The sequence below is a fragment of the Komagataeibacter oboediens genome (genome assembly GCF_003207815.1).
GTDB classification, from domain to species: domain Bacteria; phylum Pseudomonadota; class Alphaproteobacteria; order Acetobacterales; family Acetobacteraceae; genus Komagataeibacter; species Komagataeibacter oboediens.
In genome coordinates, this window is sequence record NZ_NKTX01000016.1 from 1 (window position 1) to 20,497 (window position 20,497).

General features: G+C 62.5%; 15 protein-coding genes. 10 read left to right on the forward strand and 5 right to left on the reverse strand.

The annotated features are described in order from the left end of the window. A partial coding sequence (locus CFR80_RS08730) for a recombinase family protein (RefSeq protein WP_146221622.1) occupies nucleotides 1–302 on the forward strand: 302 nt, incomplete at its 5' end. Here CFR80_RS08730 and CFR80_RS08735 read toward each other — a convergent pair. Beyond that, nucleotides 262–987 (reverse strand): FUSC family protein, encoded by a 726-nt coding sequence (locus CFR80_RS08735; protein WP_373636471.1) that lies wholly within the window; start codon nucleotides 985–987, stop codon nucleotides 262–264. The genes CFR80_RS08730 and CFR80_RS08735 overlap by 41 nt on opposite strands. Before the next feature lie 84 nt (nucleotides 988–1,071). Then, nucleotides 1,072–2,793, reverse strand: a complete 1,722-nt coding sequence (locus tag CFR80_RS08740) for an NAD-dependent malic enzyme (RefSeq protein WP_042658891.1) — start codon at nucleotides 2,791–2,793, stop codon at nucleotides 1,072–1,074. Between the two features lie 117 nt (nucleotides 2,794–2,910). Between CFR80_RS08740 and CFR80_RS08745 the strand changes: the two genes are divergently transcribed. After that, nucleotides 2,911–3,816, forward strand: a complete 906-nt coding sequence (locus CFR80_RS08745; RefSeq protein WP_010514918.1) for a LysR family transcriptional regulator — start codon at nucleotides 2,911–2,913, stop codon at nucleotides 3,814–3,816. A gap of 154 nt (nucleotides 3,817–3,970) precedes the next feature. On the opposite strand, the gene CFR80_RS08750 is transcribed toward CFR80_RS08745, so the two are convergent. Both CFR80_RS08750 and CFR80_RS08755 read right to left on the reverse strand, forming a co-directional pair. Beyond that, a complete protein-coding gene (locus CFR80_RS08750) occupies nucleotides 3,971–4,984 on the reverse strand; it encodes an isopenicillin N synthase family dioxygenase (protein ID WP_010514917.1) in 1,014 nt (337 codons plus the stop codon). A gap of 235 nt (nucleotides 4,985–5,219) precedes the next feature. Next, entirely contained in the window at nucleotides 5,220–6,440 is a 1,221-nt protein-coding gene (locus CFR80_RS08755; protein ID WP_110507243.1) for a sensor histidine kinase, read from the reverse strand. Between the two features lie 317 nt (nucleotides 6,441–6,757). On the opposite strand from CFR80_RS08755, the gene CFR80_RS08760 reads away from it, so the two are divergent. The 5 genes from CFR80_RS08760 to CFR80_RS08780 all read left to right on the forward strand — a co-directional run bounded on the left by CFR80_RS08760 (nucleotide 6,758) and on the right by CFR80_RS08780 (nucleotide 12,678). Then, on the forward strand, nucleotides 6,758–8,485 hold the full coding sequence (locus CFR80_RS08760; protein ID WP_010514914.1) for a carbohydrate porin: 1,728 nt from the start codon (nucleotides 6,758–6,760) through the stop codon (nucleotides 8,483–8,485). A gap of 194 nt (nucleotides 8,486–8,679) precedes the next feature. After that, the gene (locus CFR80_RS08765; protein ID WP_010514913.1) at nucleotides 8,680–11,100 is read left to right on the forward strand and encodes a TonB-dependent receptor; all 2,421 of its coding nucleotides are present in this window, start codon (nucleotides 8,680–8,682) and stop codon (nucleotides 11,098–11,100) included. Between the two features lie 31 nt (nucleotides 11,101–11,131). Beyond that, nucleotides 11,132–11,821 carry a Fe2+-dependent dioxygenase gene (locus CFR80_RS08770; protein ID WP_010514912.1) on the forward strand — a complete coding sequence of 230 codons (690 nt, stop codon included), beginning with the start codon at nucleotides 11,132–11,134 and terminating at the stop codon, nucleotides 11,819–11,821. Between the two features lie 226 nt (nucleotides 11,822–12,047). Continuing rightward, nucleotides 12,048–12,254 carry a cold-shock protein gene (locus CFR80_RS08775; RefSeq protein WP_007398099.1) on the forward strand — a complete coding sequence of 69 codons (207 nt, stop codon included), beginning with the start codon at nucleotides 12,048–12,050 and terminating at the stop codon, nucleotides 12,252–12,254. 64 nt (nucleotides 12,255–12,318) lie between these two features. Next, a complete protein-coding gene (locus CFR80_RS08780; protein ID WP_010514911.1) occupies nucleotides 12,319–12,678 on the forward strand; it encodes a hypothetical protein in 360 nt (119 codons plus the stop codon). Nucleotides 12,679–12,744: 66 nt separating this feature from the next. Here CFR80_RS08780 and CFR80_RS08785 read toward each other — a convergent pair whose 3' ends face one another. Then, nucleotides 12,745–13,647 (reverse strand): LysR family transcriptional regulator, encoded by a 903-nt coding sequence (locus tag CFR80_RS08785; protein ID WP_010514910.1) that lies wholly within the window; start codon nucleotides 13,645–13,647, stop codon nucleotides 12,745–12,747. A 398-nt stretch (nucleotides 13,648–14,045) separates the two neighbouring features. Between CFR80_RS08785 and CFR80_RS08795 the strand changes: the two genes are divergently transcribed. The 3 genes from CFR80_RS08795 to CFR80_RS08805 all read left to right on the forward strand — a co-directional run bounded on the left by CFR80_RS08795 (nucleotide 14,046) and on the right by CFR80_RS08805 (nucleotide 20,342). Next, complete coding sequence (locus tag CFR80_RS08795) at nucleotides 14,046–15,515, forward strand: NAD-dependent succinate-semialdehyde dehydrogenase (RefSeq protein ID WP_010514908.1); 1,470 nt, start codon at nucleotides 14,046–14,048, stop codon at nucleotides 15,513–15,515. Nucleotides 15,516–15,583: 68 nt separating this feature from the next. Continuing rightward, entirely contained in the window at nucleotides 15,584–16,843 is a 1,260-nt protein-coding gene (locus CFR80_RS08800; protein WP_042658890.1) for a metallophosphoesterase family protein, read from the forward strand. Next, nucleotides 16,824–20,342: a YhaN family protein gene (locus CFR80_RS08805; RefSeq protein ID WP_258367753.1), complete on the forward strand. Its 3,519-nt coding sequence runs from the start codon at nucleotides 16,824–16,826 to the stop codon at nucleotides 20,340–20,342. Before CFR80_RS08800 ends, CFR80_RS08805 begins: the two co-directional genes overlap by 20 nt. Nucleotides 20,343–20,497 lie beyond the last annotated feature (155 nt).

A 20,497-nucleotide genomic window follows, 5' to 3' on the forward strand; every position in this document is an offset into this window, starting at 1 on the left:
TTCACGATCCGTCTGATCCAATGGGCAAGTTGTTCTTCAACATCCTTGCGACTTTCGCGGAGTTTGAAGCCGATCTGATCCGGATGCGTACTCGTGAAGGGATGGCCGTTGCACGCGACAAAGGTAAACTACGCGGAAAGAAACCCAAGCTTTCTGAACGTCAGCAAAAAGAGCTTCGCCGGATGTATGATACCGGCGATTACTCCATCAGCGATCTTTCAGAACTGTTTTCTATTTCTCGGCCAACTGTCTATCGAACTCTCAGCAGAACAGCCTCAACGTTCTTGTTGGGTTCACTCTAAGCGTACGTAAAGTACACTTTCGTGTCGTGACCCCATGTAGCACGATTTCACGCAGCAGCACCGCCAGGCGGTGCAGCACGTTTTCCACCTGCGCCACCATGGTCGCCCGAGCGCGGGTGGGCAGGCCGATGGTGAACAGCATGGCCATTCCCGCCTCGCACACCACACCAAGGACAATATAGGTGGCGCGTGAAATCCCGATGAAAAAGACATTATCCGGTTCGGATGCAGCCGCCACCGCAATGATCGAGCAGGTATAGCCCGACAGCACGAACGCATAGGAACGGAAGTTCAGGCAGAACGTCGCCAGAAAACTGCACAACCCGATCCATGTCGCCACGGCAGGAAAGAACAGCCACGACTGCTGCGGAAAGGCGGCGATGAACACCACCGCGGCAACCGCGCCAGCCAGCGTGCCCACGATACGCCACCGCGCCTTGGACATGCTTTCGCCCCGGCGCACCTGGGCCACCGACCATACGGTGGCGACCGCCCATTGCGGGCTGTCCAGTTCCATCCACAGCGCAATGGCCAGCGCCACGATGGAGGCAATGGTATTGCGCAACGCGAACGCCACGGCCTGCGGCGTGGGGCAGAACAGCCAGTGCAGCATGCGCCCGTCCACAGGCCAGCGCATGATCGGCCACCGCACGTCCGGACCGGGCATAAAGCGGGAAATATTCATCTGATCCTGCCCGTCATGGCATGGCGGACACGTTTTACTTCGCCTTACCGAAGCCGTTTGCCCATCGAAATCGCAGTGGAGAGCCTAGCGGGTGGGGTCCAGCCGGTCATACGGACGATACCGCGCGGTCCAGACAGCATCCTTCAGCGCAGCCTCAAGCGTTTCGGACGATGCCTGCGGGGCCACGCCTTCCGCCTGCCCCTGCCGGATGACGGCACGCGCCACGGCCATGGCCACGGTGCGCAGTTCGGACACGGGAGGCAGCAGAGGTACCGTCGCCTGATCATCCGCCCCGGCGGCGGGAGAAAGCCCTGCCAGCGCGTGGGCGGCGGCAAGGAACATGCCATCCGTCATGCGCGTAATGCCGCCTGCCACCACCGCAAGGCCAACACCGGGAAAGACATAGGAATTGTTGATCTGGTCCACCGGGCGGCTGTGTCCGTCATAGTCCACTGGCGCGAACGGACCGCCGGTCCCGATGATTGCGCGCCCCCCCGTCCAGTCCAGCAGATCGGCAGGCGTTGCCTCGATATTGGCCGTGGGATTGGACAGGGCAAAAATGACCGGACGGGCGGACTGGTCCGCCATCGGGGCCACGATGTCACGGGTAAATGCCCCGCCCTGCCCCGATGTCCCGATCAGCATGGTGGGACGGACGTTCTGCATGACCTCGGCCAGCGTGACATGATCAGCATCAGCCACATTCCACGCCGCCGCGATATCGGCGGGCTGCGCGAAGGGGCGCTGGCCTTCGGTCACGCCGTCCATCCCCTCACGCACAAGCCCGTCGAGATCGACCATGAAGAAACGGCGGTTTGCTTCCCCGGGCGTCATGCCATCCGCCACCATCATCTGCGCCAGCAGGTCGGCAATGCCGCACCCGGCACCACCCGCGCCGAAAATGACGATGCGCTGGTCAGACAGCGGGGCCGCGCCGGCGCGGATCGCGGCCAGCAGCGCGCCCGCCGTCACCCCCGCCGTGCCCTGGATATCATCGTTATAGGTGCACATCCCGTCGCGATAACGGCGCAGGATGCGCAGCGCATCCGCGCCCGACAGATCTTCCCAATGCAGGGCGATATTGGGCCATCGCGCGTTCACGGCAGCCACGAATTCCGCAATGAAGGCATCATAATCCGCCCCGCGCACGCGTTCGTGCCACCAGCCGATATATTCCGGGTCTTCCAGCAGGGTCGCATTATCGGTGCCGACATCCAGCAGGACGGGCAACGCGCGGGCCGGGTCCAGACCGCCACAGGCGGTATAGAGCGACAGCTTGCCAATGGGGATGCCCATGCCATTGGCCCCCTGGTCGCCAATGCCCAGAATGCTGCCACCGTCACTGGCCACGATCACGCGTACCCCGTCCCATTGCGGGTCCGACAGGATGTCGGCAATGCGGCCACGATCCGCGTATGTCAGGAACAGGCCACGCGGACGGGTCCAGATATGGCTGAATTCCCGGCATGCCCGGCCAATCGCGGGGGTGTAGATAATGGGCAGCCACGCCTCCAGCGCCTGATCGATGATGGCGTAGAACAGCGTTTCGTTACGATCCTGGATTTCACGCAGCGCAATATGTCGCGAAAAATTGTCCGGCAGCGCCGCCAGTCGCGCACGGGCAAGGTCGACCTGTTCCTCCAGTGTGGCGACACGTGCGGGCAGCAGGCCATGCAGCCCAAACAGGTCACGTTCACGCCTGTCGAATGCATTTCCCTTGTTCAGAACTGGACAATCCAGAAGTTCCCTGCCGGACAGCGCCGTTTTGAGGGAAGTATGAGACATGGATCGTACTGTATCCGACATAAGAACCCGATATTGCGATAACAGTGGAAGGGTGCGCAGAATACGGATCTGCACATCTTCGTGTAGGGCATGCGGTTGCACGCCAACCGTACGCCAGACGCAATCATGGAATGCCACATGTCGGATGAGATCAGTGACCTGAAGTTTTTCTGCATCCTGACCGCAGCGGGCAGCATTGCCGGATGCGCACGCGCCATGGGCATGTCATCCGCCGCCATGAGCCGCCGCCTGAGCGCAATGGAATTCCGTCTGGGCACCCGGCTGGTCACGCGCACATCGCGCCATTTCGCCCTGACGGCGGAAGGCCAGCGCCTGCACGAACACGCAGTCAGGATCATGCAGGAAGTGGAGGAAGCCGAGGCCGAACTGACCGCGCGCGCCGGTATCCCGCATGGGCTGCTGCGGGTGGGCGTGCCATCGGAAATCGGGCGGAAACTGCTGGCCGGTGTCGTGGCCGCCTTTGTGGGGCAGTACCCCGATGTCACCGTGCACCTGACCCTGTCCGATGCGGGGCTGGATGTGATTGATGACGGGCTGGACATTGCCATCCGCCCCGGCATGCCGTCGGATCAGGAAGTCATGACCACCAGCCTGATCAACAGCCGCCGCGTGGTCTGCGCGTCGCCGGAATACAGCGCGCGCAAGGGACTGCCCACGACACCGCATGACCTGCTGAAACATGACTGCATCTGCCTGATCCGCCGCCAGCGCATATTCAATGAATGGGCCTATCTGGATGGAAAGGTGCGCAAGGAAATTCACGTCACTCCGCGCCTTGCCACATCCAGCAGCGAAGTCGTGCATGACTGGGCGGTCAGCGGGCGCGGCATCGCGCTGAAGGTGCTGTGGGATATTGCCGATGACCTGAAATGCGGCCGGCTGATCGAATGTCTCAGCACCTATGCGTGGGAGGACGTGACGCTGTATGCCGTCTATCCCTCCCGCGCGCACCTGCCCTCACGCACGCGGTTTTTCCTCGATTTCGTGCGGCGTGAACTGCGCCAGAACTATTTCGGGACGTGACCGCCATCCCCTGAAGGCTGCCTGAACAAACTACCTGCAAATCTGCTGGAAGTTTGTGATGATGCTTTTTCAGAAAGCGTCGCCTTGGTTTCAACAAGGCGACACCCAAAAAGTTTTTTCCTTTTATATCAATGATTTATTATCGGACAGCTTCTTACGTGCGGCTGCCGTAATTGGCGCGGATGCGTTCATCCAGATAGTCGCGGGCGGTAATGGGGGCGTATTTCTTCTGCGGCCCCTGAATGACCGCATCGCGGTTGGCCTGACAGAAAAACGGTAGTGACAGACGTGGCCCCAGATATTCATCGCGCCGGGGCATACGCACACGGTGCAGGGTGGATTTCAGGCGGTCGTCGCTCCAGCGCATCAGCATGTCACCAATATTGCACGTCACCGCGCCTGCCACCGGTGGTACGTCCGTCCATGCCAGTGTCGTATCCGCATCCTTGCCGGGACAGACCTGCAGGCCCCCCTGCCCCGGTCGCTGGTGCAGCAGGGTCAGGCAGTCGAAATCGGAATGGGCACCGGCACGCCAGAATTCGAAATCCTCGTCCTTTGCGTTTTCCATGCTCATGTAATGGATCAGGCGCAGGGTACTCTGGTATTCAGCGGATGCGGGATCATGGTTGTGGGTAAAGAAATCCGCATCGAACCCCAGCCTGAGGGCAAAACACGACAGGATTTTCATCCCCAGTTCCCAGTTCTGGTGCTCGAAACGCTGCATGCGGGCCTGAAATCCGGGCAATACGCTTTCGTCGGGCCATATGTCACTGCCCATCTGTGACAGGGTGATCTGGTAGGATTCCTTGTTATCCGGTGTCCCGGTGGATGGGCGGACCTGCGCGCGGTATTCCCAGCCCACGTTGGACCCCGGACGACGGGCGTAATGCGCCTTTTCATCCATCGGCAGGTCAAAGAACCGGCCCGCAGCGGCAAAGGCGGCATCCACGTCCGCCGGGTCAATGCCGTGATTGATGACCTGAAAAAAGCCGACCTGCGTCGCGGCGTCCCAGAGTGCATCCGTAATCACGGATTTGCGGCTGTCGTAATCCGACAGGTCGATCTGTGGAATATCACGGGCGACACAGGTGCCGTGGCCGCCAATACGGGCTTCACGATTCAGTTCGGATTGCGCACTGCCATGCAGGGCGGGAGATGAAGTGGACATGCGGTCTTCTCCGGTCAGAAGGTGTGTCCTGCCGGGCACGCAAGGCAGACGGAACATGGCACGGCCAGACCAGTCCGGCATGGCCGGATGGCGATGGAAAACAGCCCGTCATGTAAAATGTACTGCACGTCAGCGGCCCACTAATCAGGAACAGATTGGTGTGGAGCAATGCCCAGGAAAAAATCCCGACCGCTTCTACTCGCTTCGTAACAACAGCATGGACGGGCATTTTCCGTCAAGCGGGAAAACACGCGCTATCCGGCATTCCGGGCAGCCAGACCGTGAAGCATGTCCCCTGTCCCGGCGTGCTGGTGATATCCAGACGCCCGCCATGGCGATCAAGGATATGCCGGACAATGGCCAGCCCCAGCCCCGTCCCCTGATCTGCCCCGCGGCGCCCGGCGGATTGGGACACACGGTAGAACCGTTCGGTCAGGCGCGGCAGGTGCCGCGCTTCGATGCCCGGCCCGTTGTCACGCACTGAAATTGCAAGCCCGCCCCCCTCCTGCCAGTGTGCCCCGATGTCGATACGCGCCACCGCAGGCGGAGCCGGACGGCCATACCGCAGGGCATTTTCACATAGATTGACCAGCACCTGCAGGATCTGGTCCGCATCCCCCCGCAACGTGCCCGCTGGCGCGGGGTGGATGATGACGGCGGCCCGGTCTTCCGCCGGTTTACCCTGAAGTTCGTCATTCAGGCGGGCAAACAGGTCGGACAGCACCACCTGTCCCTGCGGGCGCTGGTGTTCAAGCATCTGCACACGCGACAGATACAGCAGCCGGTCAATCAGGCGTTGCATCCGCGCGGCCTGCCGGGCCATGATGGCCAGGAATTTCTGTCGGGCCACGGCATCGTTCGCGGCTGGTCCCTGCAGCGTTTCAATAAAACCGATCAGGGCAGCAAGCGGCGTGCGCAGTTCATGGCTGGCATGGGCGACAAAATCGCTGCGGGCGCGATCCAGGGCGTCATGCGCCGTGGCATCCAGCAGCACCACCACGCAGGCAGGATGGCCATGCCATGACCCTGCCCTTGCAAAGCCCTGCACCACCCGGCGCACCGGCACATCGGCCTCGATCCGAACCTCGCGGATGCTACCGGGCTGCAGTTCGGCCACGGCGCGCTGCAGGGCGGGATGGCGGATCAGGGTGCCCAGCCCCTCGGCAAACTCGGCCTGCGCGCGGGCGCCCGCATGCAACAGCCGCCCCCCACGCGACAGCACCACCAGGGCGACCGGCAGTTCGTCAACCGTAACCGTGTCTTCATCCCCGCTGGCCACGGGGTCCGCCCGGGAACGGACGGGATAATAAGGCAGCCGGCGCAGCGGACCGGAAGAAGACGTGACAAGATACACGGCATATCCCCCCACGACCGCACCGGCCACCAGCCCCGCCACCATCAGAACAAGCGCCGTCACCCCATTCTCCCATTCCCGGCCTGCCCCACGGCATGACATGGGCGATACCATGATGGCGGCAAAGCGAAAAGTAGAATGAATTTTGTAATAAAATTACAATTTGTGCGATGCAAAATTAATAAAGTTACACTCCATTTGACATTTGGATAATTTTAAAATATGCATCGATCATCATAAAAATAAAAACAATGGTTGCCAAAATCATGACCCATCCGTTCACGTCCCTTCGCATATCTGTCCGCTTTCCCGATTGCGTCGTGCGTCCACCCGCGCCCTGACCGGGCGGCACGCACCCAAGGCATCCTTGCCGCGTTTTCACGCCCCGCCATCCGGCCCGGCCACGAGAAAATCGACAGATGACACGACACAACCGCCATATGCCGGACTGGCATGGCCGCACCCCGTTCCCTCATACATGCAGATGGCTGCTGGCCGTGGGCGCTATGGCCCTGCCCATGACACGTGCCATGGCGCAGGCCATTCCTGCGGCCATGCCGTCCGTCCCCTCACTCGTCACCAATGGCGCGGTTTCGGTCATGCCTTCGACGGGTGTGACACAGGAACAGCAGATCAGCCTCAATATGGATGCCGAACGTCTGGGCCCGACGCCCGAGGCCATCCGCAGGCCGCCCAACACCCCCATTCCGCCCAGCGGCGTACCGGTCTATCCGTCCGCCGGCCTTGCGACCATGAGCATCGCCCCCGTCAGCAGCCCCGGCGACAGCAAGGCGTTCCACAAGATCGAACTGGACGCCCTTCTGGTCCATCATGAAGGCCCGTCCAGCCTGTTGCCCGAATGGATCGACGCCCAGCATGACAGCGACCTGGAGGACCCGTACTACGTCCCCACCGCAGGCAGCGGCCACCTGGTCCCGCAGCTCAATCCCCTGCGCAAAAGGCTGCTGGACCATGGCGTCAGCTTCGCCTTTACCTACAAGGGCGAAGCGATGGGCGTCATCAATGGTGGCGTGGAACGGGGCATGAGCTACGTGCACGAACTGACCGCGCAGGTGAACTTCGACCTGGAAAAAATGGCGGGGATAACCGGCTGGTCGGTCCATACGCTGGTGATGGAGCGCGCAGGCCACGCCGTAAGCCATGACCGCGTGGGGGAATATTACGTCAATCTGCAGGAAGTCTATGGCCTGTCGGGCAACGTGGTGGCCCATCTGGTGGATTTCTATGCCGAAAAGAAGCTGCTGGACAACCATCTGGACATCACCTTCGGGCGCATGGCGCTGACGCATGTCTTTGCCACCTCGCCCCTGCTGTGTTCGTTCATGGTGACGTGTTCCGCGCCCGTGGCGCTGAAACTGGACCCCGGTTTCAGCGTGTATCCGAAGGCGACGTGGGGTTCGCGCATCCGCATGCGCCCCACCCGCGATACCGCCATCCAGATCGGCGCGTATTCGGTCAATGCCCTGAGCGACAACCCCAGCGGCTGGGCATGGGGCAGCGAAAAGGCGACCGGCATCATGCTGCCTGTCGAATTCACGTGGCAGCCGTTCCTGACCCGCAACCGCCTGCCCGGGCATTACGTGCTGGGCTATGCGCATGACACCACGCGCTATGCGGACCAGATTGGCGTGGGCCTGCCTGCGGCCCTGCAGTCGGCGGCGGGACGGCAGCGTTCGGCACCGATGGACATGTTCTGGTTTGAAGGCGACCAGATGGTCTATCGCCGGGGTGGGCGTAACCAGATGGCGGGTGGCTACCTGATGGCGGGCTATATCCATAATACCCCGCATGTGACCTCGATTTCGGATGAAGCCTATGGTGGTCTGTCCTTTGCCGGTGTCTTTCCATCGCGCGTCACGGACCGGCTGGGCATCATGTATTCGTGGTACCACGTCAGCCACCGCAAGGAGGAAGGCCAGATCCTGCGGTATGAGGCCGGTTATTCACTGGGCAGCAGCGTGCGCGCGCCCCAGACGGACTCCCACATCATAGAAGCCTATTACGCCATTGACGCCATGCCCGGCATACTGGTCCAGCCGGAATTCGAATACATGATCCGCCCGGGGGAGACGAAGCACATTCCCAATGCCGCCCTGGTCGGGCTGAAGGTCATCGCCAACCTGTGACCCGTTTCACGCACAACGGCGCGGGAGCCCTGCATCCGGAAGGATGCTGGGCTTTTTTCCATGCGTCAGATGCAAATGATAATGCGAATTTGTTGCATTTAAGTGACACTGAACGGTGAACTGCCTTTCGTCTTATTGCGAATAATTATCAAGATAGATATGCAGCCTTCATGCAATTAAGAGGCTGTTGCAATATGACAAACCAGACCATTCGCCAGAAACTCAGGCCTTTTTCCCTGTTTACCGCGTCCATGGCGCTGGCCTGTGCCGCCACGGGCGCGCAGGCGGCGGCACAGGATACGCCGTCCACCACGTCCGCCAGCAGCAGTAACCAGACCGGGACAACCACCACGTCGGGCACCGGTTCACAGGAACAGGACCTGTACAACCATTCGGCCGATACATCCCATGACGTAACCCATGTCACCGCCTCACCGATGAATGTGCTGCATGAATCCATCGGGCTGAGCCGGATGCCACAGGACGCCATGCACACGCCACAGAACGTCAACGTGGTGCCACAGGTGCTGATGCAGCAGCAGAACGTCAAATCCCTTGATGAAGCGCTGAAGAACGTGCCGGGCATCACCGCATCGGTGGGCGAAGGCGAAGGCGGCATGGCGGGCGACCAGTTCCTGATCCGTGGCTTTGCGGCCCAGAACGACATTTATGAAAACGGCCTGCGTGATTTTGGCGTCTATACGCGCGACAGCTTCTATTACGACCATGTTTCGGTCATCAAGGGCCCGTCATCGGAAGTATTCGGTAACGGAACCACGGGTGGCGCAATCAATATCGTGACCAAGACACCGCATCTGGGCAACAGCTATCAGGCCAGTTTTTCGGGCGGCAGCGGGTCCTATTACCGTGGCACGCTGGATGTGAACTATCAGCTGAACAGCACCACCGCCTTCCGCCTGACAGGCATGGGCAATGAAAACAATGTTGTTGGCCGCGACGACATCTATTCCCACCGCTGGGGGATCGCGCCGTCCATTGCCTTCGGTCTGGGCAGGAAAGTGTCGTTTGTTCTGGAATATTTCCACCAGAACGATAACCGCATCCCCGATTACGGCGTGCCGGTGGTCTATTCATCCGCCAACGCCATTGGCCGCCCCGTAACCGAATACGGCGTCAAGCGCACCAACTGGTATGGCACCACCTATGATCAGGATAATTCAAGCACGGACATGATCACCGGCCGCCTGACGGCCAGGGTCAACCCGATCCTGACACTGTATAATGACATGCGTGGCGGCATCTTCCACCGCTATTTCTCTGCATCACAGGAAGCGTGTTCGAACTTCAGCAGCGGCGCCACCCTGACGAACAACACGATCAATGGGGTTGCCCCCTCCTCCACCTGCCAGTCCGATTTCTTTTCCTCCAACCCCGCTGCAGCCCAGGTGGCGCGGAATGGCGGGGTGGGCGGTCCCGAACCCTACCGGCAGAGCGACTGGTCCATACAGGACGTGTTTTCCGGTGTTGCCCGCCTGAAAACCGGGCGGATCCGGCATGAGATCATTGGCGGCTTCGACATTGAATACGTGACCGACCACCGTCAGAACTACGCCTATGGTTCCAACCGGCCCAGCACCAGCCTGCTTGACCCCTCACCCGCCGTGCCCGGCCTGACACTGGGGGACTGTAACCAGTATCCCGACCGGCTGGTCAATATCGGCAATGGCGTGGGCCGCAAGTGCTACAAGGATAGCGACGCGCTGGATGTCGGTTTCTTCCTGTCGGACCAGATCTGGCTGACGAATTACCTGTCGGTCAAGGCAGGCTTCCGCTGGGACAACTGGAACAGCCACTACAGCGCCACCGGCGGCAGCACCGCCACGCCAGACGTGCATTACGGACAGAACGAAACCACCATCAACCCGTCCGTCAGCATCATGTACACCCCGCGCAGCAACCTTATGGTGTATTTCAACTGGTCTGAATCCACCACGCCGCTGAGCATGTACGTCACCAACAGCTCGGAACCCCTGAACTCCAAAAGCGCGACCGCATCCCCCGAACGCAGCAGGCTGTATGAAGTCGGCGCGAAATACAGCGCCTTCCATGACCGCGTCGGTTTCACGGCCGCCCTGTTCCGGCTGGAAAAGAACAATTCGATCCAGACCGACCCCTCCACGGGCGACATCAGCGCGACCAGCGACCAGGAACGCAACCAGGGACTTGAACTCAGCGCATCGGGCACGCTGCTGCGCAACTGGATGTTCTATGGCACATACGCGCTGTACGATCCCACCATTACCAAGGCCGGTTCCACCACGTCCAAGCAGGGCGGACAGATCCAGTACGTGCCCCATAACCAGGCCACGGCGTGGACCAGCTATGAAATCGCCCCGCGCAAGCCGTGGAACATGACCATTGGCGGTGGCATTACATGGCGGCAGGGCGTGTGGCTGGATCAGGCGAACACGGCACGCGTGCCGGCCACGGTGGAATTCGACGCCATGGTGTCGCACCATTTCGCCGACCACTGGAAAGTGGCGATGAACGCCTATAACCTTGATAACCGGCTGAATTACGGCAGCCTGTTTTCAAACCGGGTGACGCCTTCCATCGGTCGGTCGTTCCTGTTCAACATCTCGGCCCAGTACTGATCCACACCCATCATACGCCCAAGGTTCCACCATGCTGCTGCACATTCCCGCCCTGCTGAATGCAGATGAACTGGCCCACTGCCGCGAAACACTGAAAAACGCGCAGTGGACCGACGGGCGCGAGACGGCGGGCCTGCAGTCGGCCAAGGCCAAGAACAACCAGCAACTGCCCCGGGATTCGGAAGCCTGCCGTGAACTGGGGCAGATCGTGCTGCGCGCGCTGGGCCGCAACGCCCTGTTCAACAGCGCGGTGCTGCCCTACCGCGTCAGCCCGCCGCTGTTCAACCGCTACGAAAACGGCATGAGCTTTGGCGCGCATGTGGACAATGCCATCCGGGGCATCGTGGCGGGCGACATCCATACGCGCATCCGCACCGATGTATCCTCCACGCTGTTTTTTTCGGATCCCGATGAATATGATGGCGGCGAACTGACCATGCATGCCAATGGCAACGAACAGGCCATAAAGCTGCCGGCAGGCGACATGGTGCTGTATCCCACTACCGTGCTGCACAGTGTCACGCCGGTCACGCGCGGCAGCCGACTGGCGGCCTTTTTCTGGTCGCAGTCGATGATTGCCGAGGAAAGCCGCAGGCAGATCATGTTTGACCTGGACATGCAGGTGACATCCCTGCGTGAACGGTTGGGGGACGCCGATCCCGCCGTGCTGTCGCTGACCAATATTTACCACAACATGATGCGCCAGTGGTGCCTGCTGTAACCGCTCAGCAGGTGCCCGACAGGAAATATTTCCGCTTTTTAAAATATTTTCCGTGCTATCTGCATGCATCCTCTGTATAGGATGTCCCACGGCTGGACTTTTCAGCTACGGACAAGATTTCAAATGCAGCCTCGCTAAGCGGCCTTCTGGCATCCCCGATATAACGAAAAGTCTCGATTCCGCGCATGTTCGCGTGGAGGTGCCGGTTACGCAAGGAGGCCAAGACATGGCCGCAGGAACAGTTAAATGGTTCAACGCCCAGAAGGGCTTTGGATTTATCCAGCCTGATGATGGAAGCGCTGACGCTTTCGTTCACATCTCTGCAGTCGAGCAGGCTGGCCAGCAGACACTGAACGAGGGACAGGCTGTGACCTACGACCTCGAACGGGGCCGCAACGGCAAGTCTTCTGCAGTCAATCTGAAGATTGGCTGATAATTTCGGCAGGAACTCCGGTTCCTGCCGTTTTTATTTCTACCCCCGTTTACAGCCAGACAGCATGTTCCGGTTCCTCATACTGTCACTGGCCTGCCTGCCGCTGCATCATGCCATGGCGCAGATGCCCGGCGCCGTCCCCGGCGGCTGGAATGGCAGCGTGGCCCTGCCGCATGCACCCATGGCCCCATCGGGCCTGCCCATGCCTGCAGCCCCTCCGCTGGCGCATTTCGCCCCGCTACATGTTCCCGGCACATCCGTTCCGCCGTCACCCGATCAGGAACTGGCCCCTGGTCCCGCTGACCTGAACGCGACGCAACCTGCAGCCCCCATGGCCGGCAGCCCCGCACGACAGGACTGGACCGCCTTCCGGCGCGCTGAGCACCAGGCACTGCGGAACACGCACCATTCCGCCGCACCATGACAGGCGGTTGCAAACACTGACCATAGGCCATTCCGCAGGTCATCAGGACACTGGCGAGCAGGCCCTTCAGTTGACCGCGAAGATGTCGCGCATGTCCATCTGGCTGGCAATTTCCCATACCCGCGCCATCAGCGCCGTTGGCAGGGACTGTGTCAGGCGCACCAGCCCCACTTCCGGCGCACCACACGGACCAAGCGGACGAATTTGCAGGCGGCCGTGGCCAATATGGGTCGGCAGCGCCGCAACCGGCAATATGCTGGCCAGCCGCCCCGCCAGCAGTTCGCCATACAGCACTTCGGGTGAATTGGTTTCCAGCACCACGGTTGGACTGACCCCTGCCCCGCGGAACGCGGCATCCACGATCTGGCGCGTACGCATTTCCGGACTGAACAGGCATAAGGGCAGGTCAGCCAGTGTCGCCCAATCGCGTCGTCCCGCTGGCAGGACCAGGGGTTCTGCCGCTGCCAGCACATGCTGTTCGGTAAACAGGGGCAGCATATCAAAAGGCGCATCCGCCGGGATCTGGTCCAGATAGACCAGCCCGAGGTCAAGCTGCTGCTGACGCAGGCGGTGAATGGTATCAGCACATGAACCGATACGCACCTGCAGATGCAGCCCCGGGACGGCGGTCCGGAAACTTTCCAGCAGCAGGGGAATGCCCTGCATCCCCGACGGTATGACCCCGAGGGACAGCGTGCCCCCCGCCACGGCCTGCGCAAAGGCCGCTTCCTGCCGCAATCCGTCCAGCGCGGCCAGCGTCTGGCGCGCCCATGCCAGCACCCGCCGCCCTTCGTCCGTCAGGCCATTGAAACGCCGGGTCCGACGGATGATGGTAATCCCCAGTTCAGCTTCAAGCTGGCGTATCGCCGCCGAAAGCGCGGGCTGGGATACGCCGCAGCTTTCCGCCGCCCGCGAGAAATGCTGATAGCGGTCGAGGGCTATCAGATATGTCAACTGCCGCAGAAACACGCCACATCCGTCCTGACAAGAAACGTCACATGTTACCGGACAACCCCGCCATTCGCCAGAGACCCCGTCCCCCACCCCGTATGTGCGACACCGTACCCGATCCGGATTGCCCCCGACGGCTGGCGCGGACCGGGGCATGATCGCCCCGGGAAAAGAGCGGTAAAAATGTGGTGGGCCGGGCGTGCACGTGAATGCTGCCGTGGCGTTATGCGCGGGGAACCGCCAGAACAGGCCCGACCCGACCGCCCAATGTGGGATACAGGGGCCAGATATTCGCATCCTTGTGCCATTGACGGCATCCGATGTGATCATTGATGAAGGGAAGGATATTCTCCGGGCCGGTTCCGGCAAGATCCCGAACCCGTCCCGGCCATCCGCCCCAGTACCGGAGACCGTACATGCCCGTACACCTTTCCAACACGTCCCTGTTCCGCAAGGATGCGTTCATTAACGGCACATGGTGCCCTGCGGCAGATGGCACGCGCCGCGCCGTGCATGATCCGGCGACCGGTCTGCTGGTGGCGGAGGTGGCTGAATGCGGGCCACAGGACGTTGCCCACGCCATTACGGCCGCCCTCGCGGCGCAGGCGGAATGGCGCAACCGCACCGGCGCGCAGCGGCAGGTGATCCTGACGCGCTGGCATGAACTGGTCATGGACAATGTTGACGACCTCGCCACCCTGATCATTACCGAACAGGGCAAGCCCCGTGCCGAAGCCGCGGGCGAAATCCGGTATGCCGCAAGCTTCCTGCTATGGTTCGCGGCCGAGGCCATGCGCGCCTACGGGGACATCATTCCCCCCACCAATCCGGCCACGCGGCTGAGCGTCATCCGCCAGCCCGTGGGTGTGTGTGCCGCAATCACGCCGTGGAATTTCCCTGCCGCCATGATCACCCGCAAGGCCGGACCCGCGCTGGCCGCGGGCTGCGCCATGATTGTCAAACCATCGGAAGACACACCGCTTACGGCACTCGCACTGGCCGAACTTGCCCGGCAGGCGGGCTTGCCTGCGGGACTGCTGCAGGTGCTGCCGGGGGATGGCGTGACACTGGGCAAGGCACTATGCGCCAGCCCCGCCATCCGCAAGCTGTCCTTTACGGGGTCCACGCAGGTGGGGCGCATCCTCATGGCGCAGTCGGCCCCCACGCTCAAGCGCCTGTCGCTGGAACTGGGCGGCAATGCCCCCTTCATCGTGTTTGACGACGCCCATATCGAACAGGCGATCAAAAGCGCGGTCGCCGCCAAATATCGCAATGCCGGGCAGACCTGCGTCTGCGCCAACCGCTTCCTGATACAGGACGGGATCTATGACGAATTCGCCACCCGCTTTGCCCGTGTGGTGAACAAGCTGCCCGTCGGGCCGGGCAGCGACCCCAGTTCCGCCATCGGGCCGCTGATCAGCACAAAGGCGCGCGACAAGGTGGAGGAACACGTGCGCGACGCGCTGGCGCATGGCGCGACCGTGCTGTGCGGTGGCGAACGCGACGACGCGGGCGAGCTGTTCTACCGCCCCACCGTGCTGCGTGACGCAACGCCCGCCATGCGTATCGCGCACGAGGAAACGTTCGGCCCCGTGGCCTCGCTATTCCGCTTCCATACGGAAGCCGAGGCCATCGCCATGGCCAATGATACAGAATACGGCCTTGCCGCCTATTTCTTCACCCGCGACCATTCCCGCGTCCATCGCGTGGCCGAAGCGCTGGAATACGGCATGGTTGGCCATAATACCGGCCTGATTTCCAATGAGGTCGCCCCCTTTGGCGGCATCAAGCAGTCCGGCATGGGGCGCGAGGGATCGCGCTACGGCATGGATGAATACATGGAAATGAAGTATATCTGCACGGACATAACCGACCATACGGCATGACCGGCAGCCGCCCCGTCACACGCGCCGGGGCGCATTTACATCCACCTTCAATGGACTACGATGGCGGCATGAACGAATTCCGCTTCCTTCATGCCGCCGACCTGCATCTGGACAGCCCGCTGCTGGGACTGACGCAGAAATCGGGGGATTACGCCCGCCTGATCGCCGATGCCTCGCGCCGCGCCTTCAGCGACATGGTCAACCTCGCCATCCAGACCGAATGCCGCTTTGTCGTGCTGGCGGGCGACGTGTTTGACGGTGACCTGCGCGATACGCAGTGCGGGCTGTTCTTCATCAACGGCATGGCGCGGTTGCAGCAGGCAGGCATCCGCGTTTTCATGATCCTTGGCAATCATGATGCGGAAAACCGCTTTGCCCGGCACCTGCACATAACGGACAATGTGCACCTGTTCGCCTCCGGCAGGGCCGAAACCTGCATCATGGAAGATCTGGGCGTTGCCGTGCACGGCCGCAGCTTCGGCCGCCGGGACGTTACGGATAATATCGCACGGAAATATCCGGCCCCCGTGCCGGGCATGTTCAACATCGGCATCCTGCATACCGCCTGCCAGGGGCGGGAGGGGCATGAAACCTATGCCCCCTGCACGGTGGAACAGCTGGTCAACCACGGCTACCAGTACTGGGCGCTGGGTCATGTCCATAACCGGGAAATCCTGCATGAAAACCCGTACGTGGTGTACGCAGGGAACCTGCAGGGACGTCATGCGCGCGAAGCCGGGCCAAAGGGGGCGTCGCTGGTCACGGTGCGTGGTGAGCGGGTCCTGTCGGTGGACCATCAGGTGCTTGACGCCGTGCGCTGGGCCAGCGAGACGGTGGACCTGACAGGCGCCACCACGTCTGCCGACATGACCGACCGCATTCGCGATGCCGGGCGGTCCCTTGTGGCACAGGCACAGGGGCGGCCCATTGCCCTGCGGCTGGAACTGGTGGGGGCGACGGCGCTGCATGCCCACCTGATCCGCGACACGCATGACGCGCAGCTGGAAATCGAGAGCGTACTGGCCAGCCTGTCCGATGAGATATGGCTCGAACGCCTGAAAATCCATACCTGCCCGCCGCCCCGCCCTGCCGTGCTCGACCCGTCCACCGGCGGCCGGATTGCCGCCGACATACAGCGGGCCGCAACGCCGGACGCCCTGCGGGCGGAACTGTCCGATATCCTGACCGCGATCATGGACCGCATGCCCGCCCATGCCCGCACGGAGGAAATGCGCGAAACGATCCTGAATGACGTGCCGGGCCGGGCAATCGACCTTGCCCTGTCACTGGTGGACAATCCGGAAGGGCATGACAATGCGAATCAGTGAATTCCGCATTGTCAAATACGGCGCCATTGCTGACCTTGACCTGAATTTCGCCGATGGCCGTGGGCTGCATGTCATCCATGGCCCCAACGAAGCAGGCAAGAGCACCTGCCTGTCCGCGCTGTCGGATTTCCTGTTTGGCGTCCCGAACCTGTCGCCTGCGGGGGCGGTGTTTGGCAATGACCAGATCCGGCTGGATGCCCGCCTGCGGCTGGATGACGGGCAGGCCCTGGACCTGAGCCGCCGCAAGGGCCGCAGGAATACCCTGCTGGCCCCCGATGGCAAGGCTGTGGCCGACAGCGTGCTGTCGCACCCGCTGGGGGCCATGACGCGTGAACGCTTTGCCGCGCTGTTCGGGCTGAATGACGAAACCTTGCGTTCCGGCGGGACGGAACTGCTGAAGGCAAACGGGGACATTGGTCGCCTGATCGTGGAGGCAGGCGGCGGCCTGCGCGCGCTGGTGGAACGGCTGGAGGAAATCGACACGCGGCGCAATGCCCTGTTCGCGCCCCGCCGATCGGCGGAACGCGCGTTCTACAGGGCGCTGGATGACTTCAACGCGGCGAAGGACAGCCTGAAGGACGCCTCGCTCGGGCATGACGCCTATACCGAACATTGCCGCCTGCGTGATGAAGCCCGCCAGAGCAAGGCCGACATAAGCCGCGAACAGGACGAACTTCGCCGCCTGCAGGCCCGTCATGAACAGTTGGAAAAGGCGGCGCCCCTGCTGGGTGAGATCAACCGGCTGCACGCGGAACTGGCTGCGCTGGCCGACCTTGCCGCCCTGCCCGTCGGCATGGGCACCACGATCACCACGACGCTGGAGACATATGACCGCGCCACGGCCCACCATGACGCCATGGTGGCGCAGGCCGCGCAGTTACGACAGCAGACAACCCCCACCCCCGCGCAGGTCAGCCTTCAGGACCTGCGCGATCCCATCATGCAGGCCATCCGCCTTGGCCACGACGTCCGCCAGCACCGTGTGCTGAAGCCTGCGCAGGATGAAAAATGGCGTAGCATAAACGACAGCCTGGCCAGCCTGCGTCGCAGGCTGGGCAAGGGCACGGATGCCGACCTCCGGCAGTTCATGCCGGACCGTGCGGTACTGGACAGCATTCGTGTGCTGGTGGACACGCAGGCCCGCTGGCGCATCCAGCACGACAATCTGGAACAGCAGATGCGCCAGACAGAACTGGCCATTGCGCAGAAGCAGCACCGCATGGCCAGCCTGCAGGCAGCGGGCCGGCACGTGGCACTGCATGAAGAGACCGCGCCCTTCGCCGCCCTGCCCATGGACATGAAACGGCTGGACATGCGCATGGCGGCACTGGAACAGCGCCAGGCCAGCCTTGCGGCACAGGCGCTGGCGCTGGGCAGCGAAACGGTGGACCACCTGCGCCACCTGCCCTGCCCCGACCCGGACAGCGTGCGCGCCGCCATGGACCGCCTGCATAAACTACGCATCGAGCACGACCGGCTGGCCGGCACGCTGGCAGCCGAACGCGAACGCCTGACCGGCCTGCAATGCGAACTGGCGCGGCTGGAACAGGCAGGCAGCACGCTTACAACCGACATGCTGGCCACCGCGCGCGCGCGGCGCGATGCACTGTGGCAGGACATCCGCGCCACATACCTGCACCCTGACCCGGACGCGCCCGCCTCCACGCGCCTGAGCCAGGTCGTGGCGCTGGACGCCGCCATGGAACAGGTGGACACCCTGTCCACGCAGTTGATGGCGCAGGCCGACCGTATTGCCCGGATCGAGGGACTGCACCACGATATCAGCCACTGCATGGACAAGATCACTTTCCATGACCGTGGCCGGGCGGAGGTGGAAAGCCGGATGGCCTGCCAGTGGCAGGATTTCATGGCGCCCTTCCCCGCCCTGCATGCCCATGCCGCAACGCCTGAGGCCCTGCTGGCCTTCGTACAGCAGCGCACGCAACTGCTGGCTGATGCCCGGCAGGTCGCAGCCGAACAGGCGGCGCTGGTGGAAGAACGCATCCGCCCGGACGCCATGCGCGACAGGCTGCACCGGCTGGCCCTGCGGCTGGGGATCGACCCCACGCCGGACCTGTCCGCGTGCGTGGAAGTCGTCAGCACCGCCGTGCGCATGCATATCAGCGGACATGAAGAATACAGCAGGCTACAGCGTGAACGCGATGACCTGCTGCCGCTACAGCAGCAGTTGCGCCAGCAGGCGACAGCCCTGACCGCGGCACAGCAGGAATGGAAACAGCAATGGGCCGCCGCCATGCAGGCAATCGGCCTTGGCCCCGACGCCCTGCCCGATGTTGCGCGCGACCTTGCCACCGAATGGGCAGCGGCCCCTGCGCAGATCGAACGTCTGGACGAACTGCGTGACGCCCGCGCGCAGGCACAGGCCGCCGGGCATGAACTGACGCAGGCCGTCGACGCCATCCGTCCCCGCCTGCCCCTTGCCCTGCCGCCGGACAGCGTGGCGGCGGCAGGAGAGCTGGAGCAGCACTGGCAGGCGGCAGAAAAAGCGCGGCATCAGCGCGAGGCCCTGCTGCCCGCACTGGCCACGGCCAGCCAGAGCGTAACCGATAGCGAATCCAGCCTGTCGCATGCCCGCACGGCCATCGAGGCGCTGCTGACCCGCACGCATGCCGACAGCGTGGACGCCCTGCGTACGCTGGCCGCGCGGCTGGACCAGCGTGACCGGCTGGCCGCCGACCATGCACAGGCACGCGATACCCTGTCCCGCATGACCGACGGGCAGTCCCCCGCCGAGGTCGAACATGCCCTTGACGGGCGCGACATGCCGGAACTGAAGGCGGAAGCGGCACGTATCCATGACCGGCTGGCCGAACTGCAGCGCCTGCGCGATAACGCGGTCCGCGCCGAACAGCATGAGGACATGGCGCTGCGTGCATTTGAACATAATACGGATGCGACACAGGCCGCGGCACGGCGCGAGGCGGCCATTACCAGCCTGCACCGGATTGTGGAGGAATATGCCGAACTGAGCCTGGCCCGCAAACTGATCGCCGATGCCATTGCCCGCGTGCGGGCGGCGGAACAGGACCCGCTGGTAACGCGTGCGGGGCAGTTCCTGTCCCTTGCGACCCTGGGCGCGTTCAGCGGCATAAGAACGGAACTCGACCCCCATGGCGAACCCGTGGTGCAGGGCGTGCGCCATGATGGCAGCACGGTGCCGGTCGCGGCGATGAGCGCGGGCACGCGCGACCAGCTTTTCCTCGCCTTCCGGCTGGCCAGCGTGGAAACCTACTGCAGATCCGCCGAATCCCTGCCCTTCATCGCCGATGACCTGCTGGTCCAGTTCGATGACGCCCGCAGCCTGAGCACCCTGCGGGTACTGGCGGATTTTGCCCGCACCACGCAGGTGCTGCTGTTCACCCACCACGACAGCATACGCGACATGACGCGCGCCCTGCGGGCGGACATGCGTGACAGGGACGTTACAATCAACCTGCTGGAACTGCCCCGCGCTCCCGTTGCCGTATCAGGAAACTGACGCAGTGAACGGGCTGGCCGATAACTGGCCATCAATGAAAAAATAAGAAAGTTTCCGGATGCCGTCTTCCTTTAAAAAAGCGGCATTCCCCGGAAGTTTTTCGGGAAAAGTTTTCCCAAAAATGTCCTTGTGCTGCGCTGGCCATTTCGGCAGGC

Excerpts from the sequence above, each read along its gene's own strand:
- CFR80_RS08780 (WP_010514911.1), top strand. The coding sequence starts at position 12,319 with ATGTTCCGGTTCCTCATACTGTCACTGGCCTGCCTGCCGCTGCATCAT.
- CFR80_RS08795 (WP_010514908.1), top strand. The coding sequence starts at position 14,046 with ATGCCCGTACACCTTTCCAACACGTCCCTGTTCCGCAAGGATGCGTTC.
- CFR80_RS08805 (WP_258367753.1), top strand. The coding sequence starts at position 16,824 with ATGACAATGCGAATCAGTGAATTCCGCATTGTCAAATACGGCGCCATT.
- CFR80_RS08745 (WP_010514918.1), top strand. The coding sequence starts at position 2,911 with ATGTCGGATGAGATCAGTGACCTGAAGTTTTTCTGCATCCTGACCGCA.
- CFR80_RS08735 (WP_373636471.1), bottom strand. The coding sequence starts at position 987 with ATGAATATTTCCCGCTTTATGCCCGGTCCGGACGTGCGGTGGCCGATC.
- CFR80_RS08765 (WP_010514913.1), top strand. The coding sequence starts at position 8,680 with ATGACAAACCAGACCATTCGCCAGAAACTCAGGCCTTTTTCCCTGTTT.
- CFR80_RS08750 (WP_010514917.1), bottom strand. The coding sequence starts at position 4,984 with ATGTCCACTTCATCTCCCGCCCTGCATGGCAGTGCGCAATCCGAACTG.
- CFR80_RS08800 (WP_042658890.1), top strand. The coding sequence starts at position 15,584 with ATGAACGAATTCCGCTTCCTTCATGCCGCCGACCTGCATCTGGACAGC.
- CFR80_RS08755 (WP_110507243.1), bottom strand. The coding sequence starts at position 6,440 with ATGTCATGCCGTGGGGCAGGCCGGGAATGGGAGAATGGGGTGACGGCG.
- CFR80_RS08740 (WP_042658891.1), bottom strand. The coding sequence starts at position 2,793 with ATGTCGGATACAGTACGATCCATGTCTCATACTTCCCTCAAAACGGCG.
- CFR80_RS08775 (WP_007398099.1), top strand. The coding sequence starts at position 12,048 with ATGGCCGCAGGAACAGTTAAATGGTTCAACGCCCAGAAGGGCTTTGGA.
- CFR80_RS08760 (WP_010514914.1), top strand. The coding sequence starts at position 6,758 with ATGACACGACACAACCGCCATATGCCGGACTGGCATGGCCGCACCCCG.
- CFR80_RS08770 (WP_010514912.1), top strand. The coding sequence starts at position 11,132 with ATGCTGCTGCACATTCCCGCCCTGCTGAATGCAGATGAACTGGCCCAC.